Raw genomic sequence first — 18,554 nt, 5'->3', positions numbered from 1 at the left:
CGTCGACCCGGCCGCCTCGCGCCTTCGGTTCACCGGTGAAGCGGTCAGGCCGGCCGTTCCAGGCGGGCGGCCAGTACCCGGGCGCGTGCGTGCTGGACCGCACCTGCCTGGGAGGCGGCGAAGCGCAGCAGACCCGGTGGCGTGCGCAGGTGCAGGGTGTCGGTGACGGCGCTGCCCGTCTCGTGGCGGTCGATGACGAAGCGGTAGCTCATACGGACCCGGCCCGGGCTGCGGACCTCACCGAAGATCTCGGCGGAGCGCGGGAGCCCGTCCGGGACGGGGACCAGCGTCACGTCGATCATGTTGTCGTGCCGCAGGACGCCCAGAAGCCGGAAGCGCTCCACGGCCGTGTAGCGCACACCCCCGTCACCGCGGCGCACGTCGCGGACGTCGACGACCAGCGGCGACAGACCGATGTAGTGCGACGGTTCGGCCAGATGCGTGAAGACCTCTTCCGGCGGCGCGGCGATCTGGAACGTGTGCTTCAACTCGGCGGACGGCACCCTGGACCCCCTCGATACGACGCCGTGACACCGCGATCCTTCCATCGCCGGCCCGGGTACGGCGACGCCGAGGCGTGCTCGGTGTGCGACGGCTCGTGTCTCGACCACCGGTGCGGCGCGAACCACTCAGTACCGCTCGGCCTTGGCCAGACGAGGTGTCAGCTTCGGCTCGGAAGGCCGCCGGCTGAAGACGATGGGTTGTTGCTTCTTGCCCGGTTCGAGGTTCTCGGCGCCGGTGTACCTGGTCTCGACGACGCGATGGTCGCTGTCCTCGAAGTCGATCTGCACGGCGTACGACGCCTTGCGGTCCGTCTTGTTCGTGATGTTGACCATGACGGCGAGCACGCCGCCCGTCTGGGCTTTGGGCACACCTGACATGGCGACCTCGGAGAGCGCGTTCCCTCGCCCCTTGACACCCTTGAGGTGCTCCTCGGCCGTCGCCTCCCTGCGGGCGCTCTCGGCCGACACCGACGCCTCGAACTCGGAAGCCCGCGCGGACGCCGAGGAGGCCGCCGCCGAGGCCGAGGCCCGGGCGGAGGCGACGGCGGAGGAGGCGGAGGAGGCCAGCGCCGACGGCGGCGCCCCGCTGAACGACGCCGTGTTCGGCGCGCTCGGCGTTTCATTGCCCTCCGTGCCGCCGTCACCGCCACCGCACCCGGTCAGCACACCGGCCGCGAGGGAGCAGGTCAGCGCGGTCGAGGCCACGGCGAGAGGTCGCAGGCGCCGGGGACGGACACGACGAAGGGACAGCATCAGGTCTTCCTCCTGGACGAGGGATCCTTCTGCTCATCGTCAGCGCTCCGTCGTCCGCGCGCGAACGGACCCGCCCCTGACGGAGGGGGCCACCACCCCAGCAGCCGAATCGGCAACCGCCCCGCCGGTCACATCTGCGCGGCACGGCGCCCCGCGCACGCGTCACGTGGGCAGAGATCGCGGGTTCGGGGACTCGGTGCGATCGGTCTCAGTGGAAGCAGAGGCAGAACGGATGGCCGGCCGGGTCCGCGTAGACCCGCCAGTTGGCCTCCGGGCGGAGCTGGTCCGTCCGCTCCAGCACCGTCGCGCCGAGCGCGAGCGCCCGCTTCTCCTCACCGTCCAGGTCGTCCACGTCGAAGTCCAGGTGGAGCTGTTGCGGGCGCTGCTGGCCGGGCCAGTCGGGCGGCTGGTAGCCGTCCACCCGCTGGCAGGCCAACGGCGTCCCGTCGAACCCGTGCACCTCGATCCAGTCGGCATCCTCCGGGTCCGCGACCACCCGGCCGCCGAGCAGATCCGCGTAGAACTGTGCCAGGCGTACCGGATCGGCACAGTCCAGCGCTACCGCCTGCAGCTTTCGAATCACTTGCGACACTCCTCGCTCTCCGGCCGCGTCCGCGACATCCCGGTACGGTCGTACCCGCCCGCGCTGCGGGCATGCACGGCGGCACGTCGGCCACCGGCGGGCTGCGCCTCGCGTTCGCTGGTCTGACACAACTGGCCGTAGAGTTCCGGCATGGCGGACGAGAGCGAGCAGGCCGTTCAGGCGGCCATCGCAGGGGAGTTGCGACTTCTCGACCCCGAGGTGCGGGCGTGCCCGGACCGTGTGCTGGAACTCCTGGATCCGGAGTTCACCGAGATCGGCGCCTCCGGACGCCGCTGGGACGCGGCGTCCATCCTCGCGGTGACCAGCGGTGGCTCAATGTCCCCCGAGTCTCCGGTCGAGGTCAGCGAGATGTCGGAGTCCTCCTCGCTCCAGGCATCGTCCACCTGACCTACTTGGCCGACAACCAGGGCCGTCGGGCACGGCGAAGCTCCGTATGGCGTCTGACGGAGACGGGCTGGCGGGTGTACTTCCACCATGGCACATTGACCGGCTGAGCCGCGCCGCGGCCGTAGCGGTCGGCACGCGCCCGCAGGGTGGAAGTCCCGCGACCGGTTCGGTGACTTCGGCACGGCCCGACCGGACGGGCGCAGAACTCCCGTGCGATCCTCAAGAGTTCGGCACGGCGGGTTCGCCACGGTGAGTTCGGGCATGACCGGCCGGCTCCGGCTGGGCGCCGCGGGCGGCCCGGTCAGACCGTGCCGGCGGCATCGGCACGAAGGTGCCGGGCGGCCTCGGCGGCCGTGTAGGAGGAGGCGAAGGTGAACGCGCGCGGGGACGGCCCGTGCGCCCGCAGGTCCGCCAGCCGCGCCAGGGCTTCGCCGACGGTGGGGAGGTGGCCGACGGGGACCCACCAGAGCACCAGATGCGACTCCACGTGTCGCTCGAACCACTCGCGGCGCCGCCGCATCACCTCCAAGTGCCCGCTGCGGTACGTGAAGTCCCACAGGGCCTCCTGGGTCTCCCAGACCGACAGGTTGACGATGACGTCCTGCCCGGCCGGGCGCAGGCCGGTGGCGTCGGCCGCCCCGTCCGCCACGAGGCGCCATACGAAGCCGGGCGCTTCGTCGGCGGCGGCGTTGACCGGATCGAGCATCTCGACGAACGGTGCCATGCGCGGGTCGTCGAGGGGATGGCGGAGCGTGGCGACGTTGAGCTCGGCGAGGTGGACGGCAGGCGTGGATGCGGTCATGGCGTCATCACAGCAGCCGCGATTTTCTATGTCAATCAATTTTGTTTTTAGAGTCCTCGACCACCACGCAGCACTCTCCCGGCCGGGCGTCCATACGGGCGCGGAGCGGACCGTCGGTGCCGAACAACCCCTCCAGCAGTGCGAGGTTCATGCCGCAGACGAGCGGCGGATAGCGTTCCGCGACGGCATGGAAGGGGCAGTTGCGCATGCGGACCGCACGCACGGCCGTCCCCGCCGCACCCTCGGCCTCTTCCAGGTGCGGTTCGTAGCCGCGGGCGGCCAGCATCTCCATGGCCCCTTCGAGGCTGCCGCAGGGCGCCGCCGAGCCACGCAGGCCCTCGCCCCGTCGGCGTGCGGCCGCGCGGAGCCCGGCGTCCAGCCCGGCCTCCTCGGCTGCCTCGGCGAGCAGTTCGGCGGCGGTGCGGTAGTCGCGGGCAGGCAGCGAGACCGCCCGCTCGGCCCGCGCCCGCGTGTACACCTTGGCGGGGCGACCCGCCCCCGGCCCGGAGCGCCCCGTGAGGCGACGGCTGCCGCTCTCCAGCAGCCCGGCCTCGGTCAGCTTGTCCAGATGGTGCGCGGCGAGCGTGCGCGTCACCCCGGCCGCCTCGGCGGCCTCGTTGCGGCCGACCTCACGGCCCTGTGCCGCCACGTACTCGTACAGGCGGCGCCGCACCGGATCCTGCAACGCCGCGATCGCGTCGATGTCTTCCACCCGGCCATTCTAGGAACAACGCGGATTGGAGATAGAAGGGAACGCGAGCCGGCCGAGCCGGTCGGGCGAGGGAGCGTCGCGGAGCGTGCGGCCGCCTCGTCTTTCGGTCGAAGGGATGGGGAATCGACAAGTCCCACCAGGGTTTGCGGCTACCGTGACGCCCATGGACCTGACGATTCACACGAGTTCACTGCCGCACGACGATCCGGACGCCGCCCTGGTCTTCTACCGGGACGTCCTCGGCTTCGAGGTCCGCAGCGACGTCGGGCACGGAAAGTCGCGCTGGATCACGGTCGGCCCCGCCTCGCAGCCGGAGACGTCCATCCTTCTGGCGCCCGCGGCCGCCGACCCCGGGATCACCGAGGCGGAGCGCAACACCATCCTGGAGATGATGGCCAAGGGGACCTACGGGTGGATCCTGCTCGCCACCCAGGACCTCGACGCCACCTTCGAGAAGGCGCAGGCCGCCGACGCCGAGGTGGTGCAGGAGCCGATGCTCCAGCCGTACGGCGTGCGCGACTGCGCGTTCCGTGATCCGGCGGGCAACCTCGTCCGCATCCGGGAGCTGCGCCCCGGCAACGAGTAGGGAGGGGCTCGGTCGGCGGGTCGGCGGCCGGACACCGATGAGTTCTGGTGCCCGGTGGGGTCTGTCTCTGTACAAGCCCGAACCGCACGAACCCTGTGAGGCACACCATGACCAGTCACGCCCTGCCCCCCGTCGTCGACGCCGCGACGTGGGAGCGTCGGCTTCAGGCGCTGCGCGTCCGCGAGAAGGCCGCGACGCGGGAGCTCGACGCCATCGCCGCCGAGCGGCGTCGCCTGCCGATGGTCGAGATGCCCGACTACACCCTCGAGGGCGAGGACGGCCCCGTCCGGCTGGTGGACGTCTTCGAAGGCAAGAGGCAACTGATCGTCTACAACCACATGTGGTTCGCCGGCCAGGAGTGGCAGTGCCCGGGCTGCACGTGGTTCACCTCGCAGTTCACCCGGCTGGAGTTCCTGGACAACTACGACGCGCGCTTCGTCGTCGTCACGCAGGGCCCGATCGAGGAGGCGCTCGCCTACAAGCACCGGGTCGGCAACCGGATGACGTGGTACTCGACCGCGCACAGCTCCTTCGGAGCCGACGTCGGGGCACCGCCCGACGGAGGTTTCGCGGTCAACGTGTTCCTGCGCGACGGCGACGCCGTCCACCGCACCTGGCACACCGACGGCCGGGGCACCGAGCAGCTCAGCCACGCCTTCGCGCTGATCGACCTCCTGCCCTACGGGCGGCAGGAGGAATGGCAGGACGTGCCCGAGGGCTGGCCCCAGTCGCCCACCTACAGCCGGTGGGCCACCTCCAAGGACATCGCCGCGCTGTACGGCCCGGGCTCCGGCGACTGACGACGTTCGCGTCACCCGTCTCGCGCGTGAGCGACGCCCGACCGGTCAGGACGGCTGGACCTCGTCGAAGAGGGCGAGGGCTGTCGCGGGGTCCGCGCTCACGAGGCGTTCCAGACCGGCCGTCGTGATCCTCGCCCACCTGCCGGCTCGTGCCCACATCGTCTCCTCGAAGGCGCGAACCGTCCCGTCCAGAGGCCCAGGGCCGGTGGCGATGGACTCGGCGAGTTCGGCGCCTTCCAGCATCGCGAGGTTGGCGCCCGCCCCCAACGGGGGCATCAGATGGGCGGCGTCGCCCAGGAGCGTCACCCCGGGGACGTGGGACCAGGTGTGCGACACGGGCAGGACGTAGAGGGGGCGGTGGACGAAAGCGGTCGCGTGGCGGAGGAGGTCCAGGACGGGGGCGGTCCAGCCGTCGAACAGCGCAAGCAGGCTCGACCGCACGGCTTCGACGTCGGCCAGGTCCAGGTTCGCGTGCCAGTCCAGCGGCGCGCGGAACTGGGCGTACACCTTGACGTGACCGCCGCTGTTGCGCTGGGCGACGAGAGCCCGGTTCACCCCGTACACCGCCACGGACCCGTCGCCGATCAGCCGGGCGAGGTCGGGGTGACGGGTGTCGACGTCGTCGAGGGAGGATTCGACGTAGGAGACGCCGGTGTAGTGCGGCGTCACCGACGATACTGCCGGGCGTGTCCGGGACCAGGCGCCGTCCGCGCCGACCACGAGGTCGAACGTCTCCTGTCGTCCGTCCGCGAAACGGACCAGTACGCCGTCCTCGGTACCCGGCACCACCTGCGTCACGCCCCGGTCCCACTGGATGTCGAGCGGGCTGAGCAGCAGGTCCCGGAGCTGTCCACGGTCGATCTCGGGGTGCGCCCGGTCGCCCGGACGCGGTCGCCAGTCGCGCAGGACGGTGCCGTCCGTGTCCAGGATGCGCATGGCCTGCCCCTCGGGGCGGGACAGCGCTCGGAACTTTGCCAGCAGCCCCGCCTTGTGCAGCGCGAGCTGGCCCAGCCCCTCGTGCAAGTCCAGCGTGCCGCCCGGGGGGCGGGCGTCACGGGCGGGGTCGCGCTCGAACACGGTGACGGGGTGGCCGTGCCGGTGCAGGACTCGGGCGAAGGCAAGGCCCCCTGGGCCGCCGCCGACCACGGCGATACGATGGCTCATGTCGATACACTGTATTGGTTCGAGACACTGCATCGCAACAGTACGATGTCACCATGACTGTGTGGGACCGACCGGAGCCGCCGACTCGCCCCGTGCCGCTCGATCAGGAGCGGATCGTCGCCGCCGCCGTCGCACTGGCCGACGAGGGCGGGCTGGACGAGGTGTCGTTGCGCAAGATCGCCGCCCGGCTGAACGCGGGCCCGATGCGGCTGTACGGATACATCTCCACCAAGCAGGACCTGTTCGACCTCATGGTGGACGAGGTCTACGCCGAGATCCTCCCCCAGGAGCGGCCCGCTGACTGGCGTGAGGCCCTGCGCACCATCGCCCACCGCACCAGAGACGCCGCGCTCCGGCACGAATGGCTGGCCGACCTGCTCGGCGGTCGCCCGGCTCTGGGCCCCAACGCCCTCGCCGTGGGCGAGGCCAGGCTGGCCGCCCTGGAAGGCGTCGCCGACATCGACACCGCCATGCGTGCGGTGGAGACCGTCGGCGCATACGTCATCGGCGCGATCAGGCGCGAGATCGCGAACCTGCGGGCCGAGCGCGCCACAGGCCTGTCGAAGCAGGACTGGCAGCGCGCCTCCGGCCCGCATCTGACAAAAATGCTGGCCACCGGCCGTTTCCCGGCGCTGGCCAAGGCCGTGTACGACGGCACGGACATGGACGCCGAGGCAACCTTCGAGACCGGCCTGGACTGGGTCCTCGATGCCGTGGCCGCCAAACTCACCCGGCCGCCGGTCTGAGGCTCGGCTCACAGCACTAGCGTGTCGGCATGATGCGCACCGGGACCGAGATCACCGCGGAGCTGATCAGGGATCTGCTCCACGACCAGCACCCCGACCTGGCCGGCCGCCGTCTCCGGCTCGGTGCGCGGGGCTGGGACAACCAGGTCTGGCGGCTCGGCGACGACCTCGCCGTCCGGCTGCCCTGGGCGACGCGGTCCGCGGACCGACTGCTGCGCAAGGAGCACACCTGGGTGCCTTCACTGGCCCCGTACCTTCCCCTGCCGGTCCCTGTACCGCAGCGCCTCGGCGAGCCGTCCGAGCGGTTTCCGCGGCCCTGGATCGTCACCACCTGGGTGGCGGGCGCGCCCGCCGACCGCGCCCCCGCCACGCTCGCCGCGCCTGCGGCCGAGGCCCTGGCCGCCTTCTTGACGGCCCTTCACCGGCCCGCTCCCGCTTCGGCGCCCGCGGGTGGCTACGGCCGCGGCGGGTCACTGGCTTACCTCGCCGAGCAGTTCGCCGAGCAGTTGGCCTCGGCCACCGAACTGAGGTTGGTCGCCGACCCGGGCGCCGTCCGCGCGGTGTGGGACGACGCCGTCGCCGCCCCCGAGTGGGCGGGCCCGGCGCTGTGGCTCCACGGCGACCTGCACCCGGCCAACGTCCTGACCGAGGACGGCACTCTCTGCGGCGTGATCGACTTCGGCGACCTCTGCGCGGGCGACCCCGCTTGCGATCTCGCTGCCCCGTGGATACTGCTGCCGGACGGCGCCGCCGACCGCTTCCACGCCGCCTACCGGCCCGCCGCGGACGCCGCGACCCGGCGCCGCGCCCGTGGCTGGGCGGTGCTGCGGGCCCTCAGTGGCATCCTCATCGGACATGCCGGTCTTCAGGGCCGGCCCGGCGGCAAGCCCACCTGGGGCCCGCCTGCCCACGCCGCCCTGCGGCGCCTGACGACGACCCACCGCTGACCCGGTCTCGGGCGGCACTCTCCGGCAGCGGCCGACGCGTTCCTCCCGGGTCGGGTCTCTCCACGCACCGCGGTCCGGCAGGCCGTGCCCCAGACCCGCTCGGACGCCGACAGGCGGGAAACCTGCTGCACACCGGGCGCTCAGCGGACGAAGCGGTGCATCGTGACCTTCGGGGCGAAGTCGGCCAAGGGGTCGTCGGTGCCGCTCGTGCGTGGGGCGCGGGCCGCTTCGCGGTCGAGGACGGCCTTGATGCGGGCCGCGAGTTCCTCGGCCTGCCGTGCGACCTCCACGATCGGCAGACGGGATGTCTTGAGCGCCTCCACCTTGTCCTCGATGTCGGCGAGTTCGCCGCGCGACTGCCGGCTGAGGCTGAACTGGCGGGGAGTGGTCACGACGAACTGATAGGCGGCGGAGAAGGTCTGGCATGCCGGGCAGTGCTCGTTGACCGACCTGCTGAGGTTGGTGGCGTTGATCAGGCGAGCGTTCCGGCCGGCCGTGGTGACGATCTGGTAGGAGAGCGCGACGGAACGGCACGGCCGCGCGAGGGAGCATCCGGCCGAGACGGCGGTGGCCCGGTTGTTGGCCGTCACCGCGACGGATGGGCCGTAGGTGTGGATCGAGAAGGACTCGTCGAACTGGTTCACGCGAGCGCGGTTTGCGTGGCTGTACGCGCCGTCGACGGCGATGGCCACGCGGTGGGAGGTCCCGGTGCGGCCGGGGGTGCCGGCCCGTGCCGAGGTGGTGGCGGCCGTCATGGCCAGGCCGGCCGTGACGGTGATGGCGACACGGACGGCCGACTGCCTGGCGCGGGGGGTGCGGGGCTTGCGGTGGTGCATGGTCTGCTCCTGCGAAGAGGTGAGGTGTCTGCGGTTCAGGACTGGTCGGGGAATGAGGGCCCGGTCGTGAAGGGCGGGGGCGGTGGCGAGGTCAAGGGAGGTTGCGAAGGCGGGGGCGTGTCGGTCGGGGTCGCGGAGGCAGAGGCGGAGGGAGAGGTGGACGCGCTCTGACTCGGGGACGGATCGGACGTGGGGGTGGCGGGAGTGGTGCCGTCCTCAGTCGTGGGGGTCGGCCCCGTCCGTTCCGCCACGGGGGACGCCGTGCCGGTGCCGGGCGCCGGGGCGGACCGGGAGGCGGTGGGCGAGGGGGGCGTCGGGGTGGGCCGGTCGGTGGCGACGGGATGGCCTTCCGCGCGTCGGTTCTTCTCGGGCACGGTGCCGGAGGCGGGATGCGCCGGGGAGGGCCGCGGGTCCGGCGGGGTGGGTCTGCCCGGTTGCAGGGCGGGGGTGACGGGCGCCGCCTCGGGCAGGGGCTGGGGGGTCAGGCCCTGCACCCACGCGGTGACCAGTACGGCGCAGGCCGCGACGGCCGCGCCGGCCAGGGAGAAACGCACCACCGGACGTCCGCGACTCGCCCTCACGGCGGCGCGCCACACGCGGGCGGTCAGCCTCCCGGCCAGGTAGGCGCCCCCCGCCAGCGGACACAGCAGCATCAGGGTGCCGATCACCGCGACCAGTCCGGTCGCGATGTGCCCGTCGGTGAAGGCCACATACGTTCCCAGGCACTGGGCGTACAGACCGCGAAGGACGGTCGTCAGGATGCGCGGGAGGTTCCACAGGACGTAGGCCACCTCGGCGAGCAGCAGCGGGACCATGGTCAGGACCCACAGCGTCACGATGGTCCTGGCCGACCGTTTGAGGCCCGCCACCTGCGCGGCGGCCTGGCGGCGACCGGGCAGCATGCTCAGCAGGATCGGCTTGACCTTGCCGTACAGGTCGGGCACCCCGGCCATGTCGCCCAGGATGTAGTAGCCGTCCAGCCGGACCACCGGGAAGAGTTGCTCGAGGACCTCGAAGTGCGCGAGGTAGATCGCGGCCAGGAAGAACGGCTGGCCGGTGAAGAGGTAGCCGGCGGCGAGGGCCAGCATGAAGACGACGTTGAAGTAGACGCCGCCCAGCCCGGTGCGCAGACGGCCGGTCCTTCCGATCCGGTACACGTCGGTGACGTCGGTGTACATCGACGGCCAGATCAGGAAGATGCCGCAGCCGATCTTCCCGGGCACCGCCCCGCTGTACCGGCAGGCCGAGGCGTGCCCGAACTCGTGGAAGAGCAGACTCGCCACGGTGAGGGCGAACAGGATGAGCATCCACAGCGGCTGTTCGAGCACCTGAAGCACGGGGGTGATGGCCCCGTGGACGGCGAAGAGCCACACGTCCATGGCGACGGCAGCGGCCAGCACCAGCGCGACCACCAGGGGATTGTGCAGCCACGCCAGGGCGGCGGCGATGCGGGCCACCTGCGCCTCATGGAAGATCACTTTGTGGCCGCGCAGCGCCAGCAGCAGATCCGACCGGGGTGCGGAGACCTCCTGGGGGTCACCGTCGAACGGGAGGGTGATCCCGAGCGGGGTGAGTCTGTGCTTCACCAGGTGGACGACGTTCTTGGTGCTGACCTCGGCCCCGTAGCGGCCGCTGACGCGGTGGGAGATCGCCTCGGCGTCGCGTACCCCGTCGACCGCCTCGACGACCAGATACAGCAGCCGGGAGAGCTGGATGACCTGCCCGTCGCCGCGGCGGACGATGTATCGGCGCTCGGTGGTTCCCGATCCTTGGTATTCGCCGAGCAGCCGAAGTCCCTTGCTGGGACGAGGTAAGGGCGCGGCGGGCGAGGAGGCGCACGCGGTGGCGATCGTGGTGGGTGCTGCCGGAGCGGCTGTACGCCCGGCGTCGGCGGGCGGGTCCGGCGTCATGGTGGCGGCAGCCGGCTCCGGGCGCGACCCCGGGGGCGGGACACGGGCAGGCAGCGAGGTGAGGTCGCTGTTGTCTTCCAACGCCGTCATCGGTTTTCCTTCCGGGCGCATCTGACGTCCCGGCACGTGTGCGATGTCCTGCGGGACGGGTCGCCGGCGAGAAGCAGGCGTGGATCAGTGGGTCGGTGACCGGTGAACCGGGTGGGGCCGGGGACTTGGTGCAACCCGGCCCCTGCCCGGCTCGGGCCGTTACTGCTGCACGCTGATGGACTGCACGGCCTCGGACTGCGCGACGGCGTACGGCGAGCACTGGTTCAGCGCGGCCGATTCGTTGTGCGCGTCCACGTGCGCGACCTTCTTCGTGACGGTGGACCACTTGGCGAAGTTGAACGAGAACTTGCCCAGCGCCTCACGGCCCGGCAGCAGTTCCGCGGTCTCCGCCTCGAGCTGGTCCATGTTCATGAAAATCTCCTTCCATTCCATTCAATGGGTGTGTGAGCAGGACGAGTGCCGGTGAGTCGCGGACCGAACGCGTCCGCCGAGCCGCTCTCAGGGCCTCGTTTCGCACCTGCCGGCGCGATTCCGGCTGACAGTGCGTGAGCAGCGATCCGTCTGCCGTCAGCACGCCGTCAGGAAGCGGACGGCACCGAAATCCCTTCCTCCGCGGCCGGGTCATGCGGAAACCCGGCCGCGGAGTCGGGAACGGCGGTATGGGGGGAGAACCGTCCGCCGTCCAAAATCTCCGGACAGTTCGTCCGGAGGCCCCGGACAGTAGCCGAACGGGAAGGAAAAACGCAAATGATCCAATTGCGACATTCGTTCAAAGTCGTACGGCTGTCCAGGAACCCGCTCTCACCAGCGACGACTGTTTCGGCGGGGCGTCATGGAAGCCGGGTTCTCGGTCCGCCCGCGCCGGTTCTCCCCGGGATTTCCCAGCCGTCGCACGGCACGGCGACAGCGTCGGGGAACGCAAAAGCGAGGGGGGAATGATTGCCGTTCCGTCGGCCGCGGTCCGGATCGTCAGCCGACGGCGAACCGGTAGGCCACCACCAGGCTGCCGTCGACACGGACATGGAAATCGGGCAGAGAGGTGCCGAGTTCCGGAACGGCCTTGTGGACGGCCTGGAGTTCCGCGGCACTGAGTACGGCGGCGGCGGCCCTGAACATGTCGGCCAACGTCGCCTCCGGCACCCGCCGGAGCGCGTCCGAGGAAAGCAGAACCACCGCCTCGCCGGTGCTGCTGCGCACGACAGCGGTCACGGGGGCCCCTTGGACGACAAGCACCTGCTACCCCTCTCGCCAGATGGCCTTTTCAAGGCTTGGATCCTGGCACGGCAGGAGGATTCTCCGGCTGTTCCGGCTGCTCCGCTCTCCCCGAGATCGCGAACCGCGCTGCGGTCACCGCATTTCGAGAAGATTCCGCCGAGCTTAGCGGGAGAGCCACAGTCGAGTGGGTGCACCCGGCCAGCGCGCACATGCTCGAATACCCGGAACGGTGAGTTGGCAGAGGACCGACGGCCGCCGGCCGCACGCCCCGATGACACGGGCCGTACGGCCGGGACAGTTCGCCGTGCCAGGTCAGCCGGGCGACGACGCCCCGTGTCGGGACGGTGACTTCACGCCGGGAACGACCGGACGGCATTCGAAGATCCGCGAAAAGAGTGCCTGCGCGAAAGGCGGGATCATCCGCGTCCGCGCGTCAGATGTGCCTGCTCGCCGGCAAGGGACCCCGGGTCTCTGCGGCGTCGATTTCCTCCTGGAGTTCGATCGCGTGAACGATGCTGCCGTTCAAGGTCCTGCGGATGATGGGGTCGGTGATGCCCCAAGCTGTCATGGCCTCCTCCGGAGACAGCGCCCGCGAGCCGGTCGCCTTGGCCTCCCGTCGTGGTTGTTGGGGTCCGCGCTGTTCTGGAATGAGATCTGGAATGAGGCCGCTCTCCACCAGAATCCGGCGGTGATCGAGGTTGAGAACCGTTGCCCAGGTCGTCAATTGCGAGGGCAGCGGCAGGGTTTTGCCGTCCAGTGTCCGGCTGATCGTGGTCAGGCTCAGACCGGTGGCGGTCGCCAGTTGCGCGCGGCCGCCCTGCCGGGGGCGAACGTCATATCCGGCGGCTGTCGCCGCGTCGGTGAGATACGCGCCGACCCGCCGCGCCTGGGCCTGCCGGTCCGGCCGGCTCTCGTGGGGGGAATCTTCCGCACTCCGCATGCCCGGAGAGTAGCGCGAAGGCATGATGGCACACGCCAGTTGCACGCGTGCACCTTTGCAGGTCACAACCTAGATCGGCATTTCTGCAGGCCACATTGCGAATCTCGTATCTGTGTGCGAATCAAAATACCCTTGCGTCACTTATGCCCGGCAACTTGCATATGTTGCACGCGTGTGGGTTAGCCACACGGCTGCACGTTGCTGAGGGGGTCCCTTGACCATGCTCCGCCTCCACATGGCCACGCTCCTGGCAAAGGCCGGGGAGCTCGGTGACCGGAGTGTCGCCGACATGGCGCAGCGCACCGGCATCAGCAGATCCACACTCCACCGGCTGGCGGCCGGAACCAAACAGCCCAGCCTGGCGACGCTGTGGACCCTGCGCGACGCCTACCGCGTGCGACTCGACGCGCTCGTCTACGACGACATAAAGACGCTCCGGCGCAGCGGCCTTCCACAGCAGCACCACGCGCCCTGACCCGACGGGCACCGCCCGCGGCGCGGTCGGCTCGGCCGGCCCGCAGCGCCGGTGCGAACCCGTCCGGCGGCCCGCCAGGGCGGGCGCACCAGCTACGACGTCAACCGGCTCCGGCCCACCGTCAGGTCACCGGTGGCCCGCGGGCAAGGAGGCGTCGCACCGACGGTACCCACCCGAACCATCCCGTACACCCACGATCAGGAGCACCCTTGACCACTCAGGTTGACCCGGCCCCGGACGGCGGCACCACGGGGGAAGAAGCACTCATCATCCGGGCCCAGCAAGGCGATCGCGAGGCGTTCGCCGAGTTGTACCGCAGGCACTACGGACTGATCGCCACGCTCATCGGCCAGCGTGTCAGATCCAACCCCGCCCTGGCCGAAGACCTCACCGCGGACGTCTTCATGAAGGCATGGGCCAAGATCGCCACGTTCACCTGGACCGGCAAGTCCATCCGGGCATGGCTGTGCACGATCGCGCGCAATGTGGTCGCCGACCACTTCAAGACCGCCGCGGCACGCCACCTCACCTTCGTCGACCACATCACCCTGCTCACGGACGCCTGGGCACCGCTGGTGAGCAACCCCGAGGACACCGTCCTGTCCTCGCTCGCCCTCGACGACCTGCACAACGCCCTGTCCGAGATCACACCCCGCCAACAGGCCGTGATCCGGCTGCGGTTCCTCGGCGGGATGTCCGTCAGCGAGACCGCCCGCACCCTGGGCACCACCGACGCCGCCGTCAAGACACTGCAATGGCGCGCCCTCGGCTCCCTGCGCAAGGCCTACGCGGGAGCCGCCGCATGAACCCCACTTTCGGCAAGAACACGGACATCGAGCAGGAACTGATGAACCGGCTCGGCGAAGTCGCCCGCGCCTTCATCGCCGACCTGAACGCGCAGGGCCGCCTGGTCGAGATCGGCGGCGCCGAAGCCCTCAGGCACCCGCGGGAAGAGCACGACACTCGGCAGACCCCGCCGCGGACCCCCACCGGTGCCGCGCAGGCCACCGACACCGCGACGCGCCCGGCACCGCAGACGCCCGCCGCCCTGTGGGAAGCGATCACCACACCCCCCACCAGCCAGGTCCCGCCCAGCACCCTGGACGCCTCCCACCCACTGCACCTCCTGTACGCCCCCTACAACAGCCCGCACATGCCCGACCGCGACGACGCCACGGCCACCGCCCCGGCTCGCGCCCGGGCAGCCGCGTACGGCACCGCCGGCGACACGGACGAAGCGCGCAGCACTCACGAGAGCGTCATGGACCCCGACGGCCAGGACGACCTCGGGCAGCAGGCGAGCCCTGACGAACACGTGCAGCGGGTGACCGACGAGGCGCGGGAGCCGCAGGCGGCAAGCCCTGCGGAACAGGTGCAGCGAACGGCCGTCGAGACGCGGGAGCCGCAGGCGGCGAGCCCTGCGGAACAGGTGCAGCGAACGGACGACGAGGCGCGGGAGCGGCAGTCGGTCCACGAGGAGCAGGCGCAGTCGCCGGCCGTCCGGACGGCGGCCAGGCTGCGGGCCGAACACGCGGGCCGCCTCGACGTCACCCGGATCGCCGCGGAGCACGAACGCGTCACCGTCCACGTCCAGGCACTGTCACTGGCCGACTGGGAGTACTGGCTGGCCGCGATCGGCGCACCCGTGAACGCACCCACCCACCGTGCCGAAGGGGCCCAGCTCGCCACCGGCCACCTGGACGGCGTGGAGATCCGCCTCATCGCGGACGCCGTACCGCGCCTGCTGGAGGAAGCGACCCGAAAGGCCGCCGAACCCTACTGTCTGGCCGGCCGCGTCTACGACCTCGCGCTGCCGCACACCGACCGTCACGGTCAGACATGGCACTACCAGGGCCGGCGTCAGGAGGACGACACTCCCCTGCTCACCCTCCACGGCACCGGCAGCCCGCCCTATCCCCTGACGTCGGTCGTCGACGCCAACGGGCCGCTCATCCCCGGCCCGTCCCCCGCGGACCGGGATCCGGTGGACGGCAACTGAACACCCAGCACGCCACGAGACACCCCCCACGCCCCCACACCGGGCACAGCCGGAGGGCAGAGTAGCGCACGGTCCCTGACGGGAAAAGGTGCAGAACGTCCCGGCGGCAGCGCCGTTAGACTCCATGACAGGCGGTGACTGCTTCTGCACAGGAAGAACCGGCGTGCCCAACACACTACAGGAAATGATCAAACACAAGCTGGACCAGAACGGCTGGTCCTACAGCGATGTGGCGCGCCGCGGCGGCATCTCCCGGTCAACGGTCCACCACCTGGCCACCGCCGCGCGACTGGCACAGATGCCCCAACAGACCACCCTGGAAGGCCTGGCCAAGGGCCTGGGCATCCCCCTCCCGCCGGTGCAGCGGGCCGCCGCCGAAGCGGCCGGCGTCAATCTCTACCTCCACGACGCGACCGAGGCCGCGGACCCCGAAGTGGCCATCCTCATCGCCAGCGTCCACAAACTCAGCCCGACCGACCGTCGGCACGTGGCCGTCCTCGTCGAGTCGCTGCTGCGCGCCGGCCAGACCCGATAGGGGCGCGCGAGAGCTTCGGGCGTGCGGGTACCTCCACCGTCACAGCGGACGCGGAAGCATCCGCGCCGCGTTGATCCAGTCGATGACCGTCTGCACGGTGACGCAGTCGAGTTCGGCCAGCCGGAAGACAGCCTGCACGTCAGCGGCGTCCAGCGGCCGCCGCACCGAGTCCAGCACGCCGTAGAGACACACCCGGTGGGCCTGGGTGGTGGAGGCGTGCGGTCCGCTGTGGAGACCGACTCCGTCGGCGGACGGTGATGACGTGGTATCCAATCGATCCCCCTGTGAAGTGGTCGAACCTGTGCCGGCCGGCGGCTCACGCCGGCCGGGCGAAGCGGTCGAAGACCCTGCCGAGCCGGTCTTCGAGGGTCTGCGCGTCCAACCGGTCCGACAGGTCGCCGAGTTCACGGTGGGCGCTGTCCCAGAATGCGTTCACGACGGCGTGGTCGTACCAGTTGCCCGCTGCTCCGCACGCGGGCACGCAACCCAGCGCACGGGCGCGATCGGTGAAAAAACAGGCCTCGGGGGTGCGTTGGGCGTACCGGCCGGCTCCGTCCAGCCCGTCGGCCTCGTCGCTCCCCTCGCCCTTTTCCGCGCCGGCGACGCGGGGGATCGCGGCCATGACGGCCCGGTGCACGAGTACCGCGTCCGCTGATTCCGCGGTGCTCCAGCCGATCAGGTCGCGCGAGGCGGCGTCCAGGACCACCGCGGAGTACAAGGCACCCCGGAGCGGGGTGAAGGCCACCACGTCCACGAGCCAGTGGTCTCCCGGGGTACGGGCTCCCGGATGCCGGTCCGGTGCGTGCAGCCGTCCTGTCCTGCCCCGGATCCCGGCTCGCTTCATCAGCGTCTCCACGGTCGCGTGGCTGACGTTGATGCCGTAACGGCACAGCAGTCGCTGCCCGATCCGGCGGTATCCGAACGCACCGCCGGATTCCCGGTGGATGTCGGCGATCACCTCGGTCAGCCAGGCCCGGCGCAGTTCCCGCGCGGAGGGAGTACGTGCCCGCCAGGCGTAGTACCCGGACTCCGACACGTCCAGCAGCGCCACGGCCCTGCGGGCCGGAAAGCCCCGTGCCACCACGCCGGAGATCACCTCGTACCGCCTTTTGGGGGCACCACCTGCTTCATCACGGCGATCGCCTCCCGCAGCAGATCAAGCTCCTCCTCCAACTCACCGATACGGGCACGGGCCCGCGCCAGTTCCGATCCGGAGGTACGCACGCGCCGCCAGCGGTACACCGTCTGCGCGGAGACACCCAGTTGCCGCGCCACCTCCTGGACCGCATACCCGTCACCGACCATTTGCTCGGCACGCACACGAAGTGCCGCCGGATACGAACTGCTCACCGGATCCCACTCGTTCACGAACAGTGCCGAAAGGACGTACGGAGACGTGCGCTGTCCCATCCGTCCGCGCCTGTCCCGGGTGACGGACGGAAGACACCGCGCCGACCTCGCTGTTCAGCGTCTCCGGACGGATCGTCCAGAGATCCTGGACAGTAGCCGAAAAGGAACCGTCACCGCAAACAATGCATTTCCGACATTCGTTCAGAAGCGTGCACTCGTTCCCCTCGCCGGCCGACCCGAGGGGCCATCCGCACACGGCATATCCCGGCCTCCGGCACAGGCCGACACGCGACCGGTCCGACACCACGCCACCGCGGCCCGCCGGGCACGCCCCCTCCCCCGAGAACGGCGCTCCACACCGACCGGAGCGGCGCGAACGCGACTGCTCACTCTCTCCCCCAAGGTCACAGCGCACTTTCTCACCGCGGCACTCCAAAAAGCGCGGGGCATTTTGAGAGAATTCATTAACACCGTCGGACCCGCAATTGCACCCACGCGCAAATGCTCCCGGCCGACCGTCAATTCACCTGGTCGGATGCAGAACTCATGGAGCCGCCCACATTCCCGTGAGACATCGCCGACAACACCCTCTGAGCTGCGGTTTTCCGTATCTCGCACATGGCCCCCGGCATTGACGGTGACTCACTTCCGGGCCCGGAATGCGGGGAAATGTGATGTAGCGTCACGTTCCGCACCAGGGCAAAACCGGCCCTGATGTTCGAAAGGAGTTCAGGTGAAGACCATTGCTAAGGCAGCAGTAGGTACGCTCCTGGCGGCCGGCGCTGTCATGGCCCCCCTCTCCATGGAGGCAGCCGCCGCCCCGCTGCCGACGGTGCAGACGGTGGCGCCCGCCGTCCACCTCGGCACGCACGCCCACGCCTCCAGCCATCGTGCCTACACCCATCACCGCACCGCGGACCTGCGGAGGTACTGCACCAACAACCGCAACGACTACTGGCGGTACGGCCACCGCGTCAACTGCCGCTACCACAGCTGGGACTGGAACCGGTACGGCAACCACAACCACCGGGACTGCGTCCTGTACTGGCGCCGCTGACCCCATGACAGACGAGGCCGCCCGTCGGACCCTGACCGCGGGCGGCCTCGTCATGCCTGCCGCCGCCCGGTATGCCCGGCGCGACGGACATGCCCCGCCCGCTGACCGGCCGACGAGGCCGGCCCGCGACCGCCTGAGCACCTGCTCCTCGGTCGACTCGCTGTCCGGATCCACGGCGGCCT

Annotated in this window: 23 protein-coding genes and 1 pseudogene; 10 read left to right on the top strand and 14 right to left on the bottom strand. The window is 70.6% G+C overall.

Going from position 1 to position 18,554, the window contains the following annotated elements; genetic code table 11:
• Positions 1-44: 44 nt before the first annotated feature.
• The 3 genes from ACWDUZ_RS14420 to ACWDUZ_RS14410 form a co-directional block, all read right to left on the bottom strand.
• Positions 45-488, bottom strand: a complete 444-nt coding sequence (locus ACWDUZ_RS14420; protein ID WP_451632118.1) for an SRPBCC family protein — start codon at positions 486-488, stop codon at positions 45-47.
• Between the two features lie 141 nt (positions 489-629).
• Positions 630-1,256: a hypothetical protein gene (locus tag ACWDUZ_RS14415; protein ID WP_451632117.1), complete on the bottom strand. Its 627-nt coding sequence runs from the start codon at positions 1,254-1,256 to the stop codon at positions 630-632.
• Between the two features lie 208 nt (positions 1,257-1,464).
• Positions 1,465-1,839: a VOC family protein gene (locus ACWDUZ_RS14410; RefSeq protein ID WP_451632116.1), complete on the bottom strand. Its 375-nt coding sequence runs from the start codon at positions 1,837-1,839 to the stop codon at positions 1,465-1,467.
• Positions 1,840-1,989: 150 nt separating this feature from the next.
• On the opposite strand from ACWDUZ_RS14410, the pseudogene ACWDUZ_RS14405 reads away from it, so the two are divergent.
• A pseudogene (locus ACWDUZ_RS14405) lies at positions 1,990-2,354 on the top strand (nuclear transport factor 2 family protein).
• 194 nt (positions 2,355-2,548) lie between these two features.
• Here ACWDUZ_RS14405 and ACWDUZ_RS14400 read toward each other — a convergent pair.
• On the bottom strand, positions 2,549-3,049 hold the full coding sequence (locus tag ACWDUZ_RS14400) for a DUF3291 domain-containing protein (RefSeq protein WP_451632115.1): 501 nt from the start codon (positions 3,047-3,049) through the stop codon (positions 2,549-2,551).
• A 31-nt stretch (positions 3,050-3,080) separates the two neighbouring features.
• Positions 3,081-3,761: a helix-turn-helix transcriptional regulator gene (locus ACWDUZ_RS14395; RefSeq protein ID WP_451632114.1), complete on the bottom strand. Its 681-nt coding sequence runs from the start codon at positions 3,759-3,761 to the stop codon at positions 3,081-3,083.
• Positions 3,762-3,924: 163 nt separating this feature from the next.
• Between ACWDUZ_RS14395 and ACWDUZ_RS14390 the strand changes: the two genes are divergently transcribed.
• On the top strand, positions 3,925-4,347 hold the full coding sequence (locus ACWDUZ_RS14390; RefSeq protein WP_451632113.1) for a VOC family protein: 423 nt from the start codon (positions 3,925-3,927) through the stop codon (positions 4,345-4,347).
• Between the two features lie 107 nt (positions 4,348-4,454).
• Positions 4,455-5,147 carry a DUF899 domain-containing protein gene (locus ACWDUZ_RS14385; RefSeq protein ID WP_451632112.1) on the top strand — a complete coding sequence of 231 codons (693 nt, stop codon included), beginning with the start codon at positions 4,455-4,457 and terminating at the stop codon, positions 5,145-5,147.
• 45 nt (positions 5,148-5,192) lie between these two features.
• Here ACWDUZ_RS14385 and ACWDUZ_RS14380 read toward each other — a convergent pair whose 3' ends face one another.
• Positions 5,193-6,311: an FAD-dependent oxidoreductase gene (locus tag ACWDUZ_RS14380; RefSeq protein ID WP_451632111.1), complete on the bottom strand. Its 1,119-nt coding sequence runs from the start codon at positions 6,309-6,311 to the stop codon at positions 5,193-5,195.
• Between the two features lie 53 nt (positions 6,312-6,364).
• On the opposite strand from ACWDUZ_RS14380, the gene ACWDUZ_RS14375 reads away from it, so the two are divergent.
• Positions 6,365-7,057, top strand: a complete 693-nt coding sequence (locus ACWDUZ_RS14375; protein ID WP_451632110.1) for a TetR/AcrR family transcriptional regulator — start codon at positions 6,365-6,367, stop codon at positions 7,055-7,057.
• A 29-nt stretch (positions 7,058-7,086) separates the two neighbouring features.
• A complete protein-coding gene (locus tag ACWDUZ_RS14370; protein WP_451632109.1) occupies positions 7,087-8,004 on the top strand; it encodes a phosphotransferase in 918 nt (305 codons plus the stop codon).
• Between the two features lie 140 nt (positions 8,005-8,144).
• Here the strand turns inward: ACWDUZ_RS14370 and ACWDUZ_RS14365 are convergent, their stop codons facing one another.
• From ACWDUZ_RS14365 to ACWDUZ_RS14345, 5 genes are all read right to left on the bottom strand, one after another.
• On the bottom strand, positions 8,145-8,840 hold the full coding sequence (locus ACWDUZ_RS14365) for a hypothetical protein (protein ID WP_451632108.1): 696 nt from the start codon (positions 8,838-8,840) through the stop codon (positions 8,145-8,147).
• 35 nt (positions 8,841-8,875) lie between these two features.
• Positions 8,876-10,840 carry a hypothetical protein gene (locus ACWDUZ_RS14360; protein WP_451632107.1) on the bottom strand — a complete coding sequence of 655 codons (1,965 nt, stop codon included), beginning with the start codon at positions 10,838-10,840 and terminating at the stop codon, positions 8,876-8,878.
• Between the two features lie 159 nt (positions 10,841-10,999).
• On the bottom strand, positions 11,000-11,212 hold the full coding sequence (locus ACWDUZ_RS14355; protein WP_451632106.1) for a hypothetical protein: 213 nt from the start codon (positions 11,210-11,212) through the stop codon (positions 11,000-11,002).
• Positions 11,213-11,770: 558 nt separating this feature from the next.
• On the bottom strand, positions 11,771-12,010 hold the full coding sequence (locus tag ACWDUZ_RS14350) for a hypothetical protein (protein ID WP_451632105.1): 240 nt from the start codon (positions 12,008-12,010) through the stop codon (positions 11,771-11,773).
• Between the two features lie 439 nt (positions 12,011-12,449).
• Positions 12,450-12,956, bottom strand: a complete 507-nt coding sequence (locus ACWDUZ_RS14345; protein ID WP_451632104.1) for a transcriptional regulator — start codon at positions 12,954-12,956, stop codon at positions 12,450-12,452.
• A gap of 220 nt (positions 12,957-13,176) precedes the next feature.
• Between ACWDUZ_RS14345 and ACWDUZ_RS14340 the strand changes: the two genes are divergently transcribed.
• The 4 genes from ACWDUZ_RS14340 to ACWDUZ_RS14325 all read left to right on the top strand — a co-directional run bounded on the left by ACWDUZ_RS14340 (position 13,177) and on the right by ACWDUZ_RS14325 (position 15,965).
• On the top strand, positions 13,177-13,431 hold the full coding sequence (locus ACWDUZ_RS14340) for a helix-turn-helix domain-containing protein (protein ID WP_451632170.1): 255 nt from the start codon (positions 13,177-13,179) through the stop codon (positions 13,429-13,431).
• Between the two features lie 209 nt (positions 13,432-13,640).
• Positions 13,641-14,237: an RNA polymerase sigma factor gene (locus ACWDUZ_RS14335; RefSeq protein WP_451632103.1), complete on the top strand. Its 597-nt coding sequence runs from the start codon at positions 13,641-13,643 to the stop codon at positions 14,235-14,237.
• Positions 14,234-15,430, top strand: a complete 1,197-nt coding sequence (locus tag ACWDUZ_RS14330) for a BN159_2729 family protein (protein ID WP_451632102.1) — start codon at positions 14,234-14,236, stop codon at positions 15,428-15,430. The genes ACWDUZ_RS14335 and ACWDUZ_RS14330 overlap by 4 nt, the downstream gene beginning before the upstream one ends.
• Positions 15,431-15,614: 184 nt before the next feature.
• Entirely contained in the window at positions 15,615-15,965 is a 351-nt protein-coding gene (locus tag ACWDUZ_RS14325) for a helix-turn-helix domain-containing protein (protein WP_451632101.1), read from the top strand.
• A gap of 39 nt (positions 15,966-16,004) precedes the next feature.
• Here the strand turns inward: ACWDUZ_RS14325 and ACWDUZ_RS14320 are convergent, their stop codons facing one another.
• From ACWDUZ_RS14320 to ACWDUZ_RS14310, 3 genes are read right to left on the bottom strand one after another with little or no spacing between them, the layout of a single operon-like run.
• Positions 16,005-16,238, bottom strand: coding sequence for a hypothetical protein (locus ACWDUZ_RS14320; protein ID WP_451632100.1), 234 nt, complete (start codon positions 16,236-16,238; stop codon positions 16,005-16,007).
• A 43-nt stretch (positions 16,239-16,281) separates the two neighbouring features.
• A complete protein-coding gene (locus ACWDUZ_RS14315; protein WP_451632099.1) occupies positions 16,282-17,061 on the bottom strand; it encodes an IS3 family transposase in 780 nt (259 codons plus the stop codon).
• A complete protein-coding gene (locus ACWDUZ_RS14310) occupies positions 17,058-17,375 on the bottom strand; it encodes a transposase (RefSeq protein WP_451632098.1) in 318 nt (105 codons plus the stop codon). Before ACWDUZ_RS14310 ends, ACWDUZ_RS14315 begins: the two co-directional genes overlap by 4 nt.
• Positions 17,376-18,048: 673 nt before the next feature.
• Here ACWDUZ_RS14310 and ACWDUZ_RS14305 point away from each other — a divergent pair.
• Complete coding sequence (locus ACWDUZ_RS14305; RefSeq protein WP_451632097.1) at positions 18,049-18,372, top strand: hypothetical protein; 324 nt, start codon at positions 18,049-18,051, stop codon at positions 18,370-18,372.
• Positions 18,373-18,554: the final 182 nt, after the last annotated feature.

The organism is Streptomyces sp. NPDC003393, assembly GCF_053589015.1.
The sequence above is the reverse complement of the archived record's forward strand: the minus strand, read 5'-3'. Positions and strand labels throughout refer to the sequence as shown.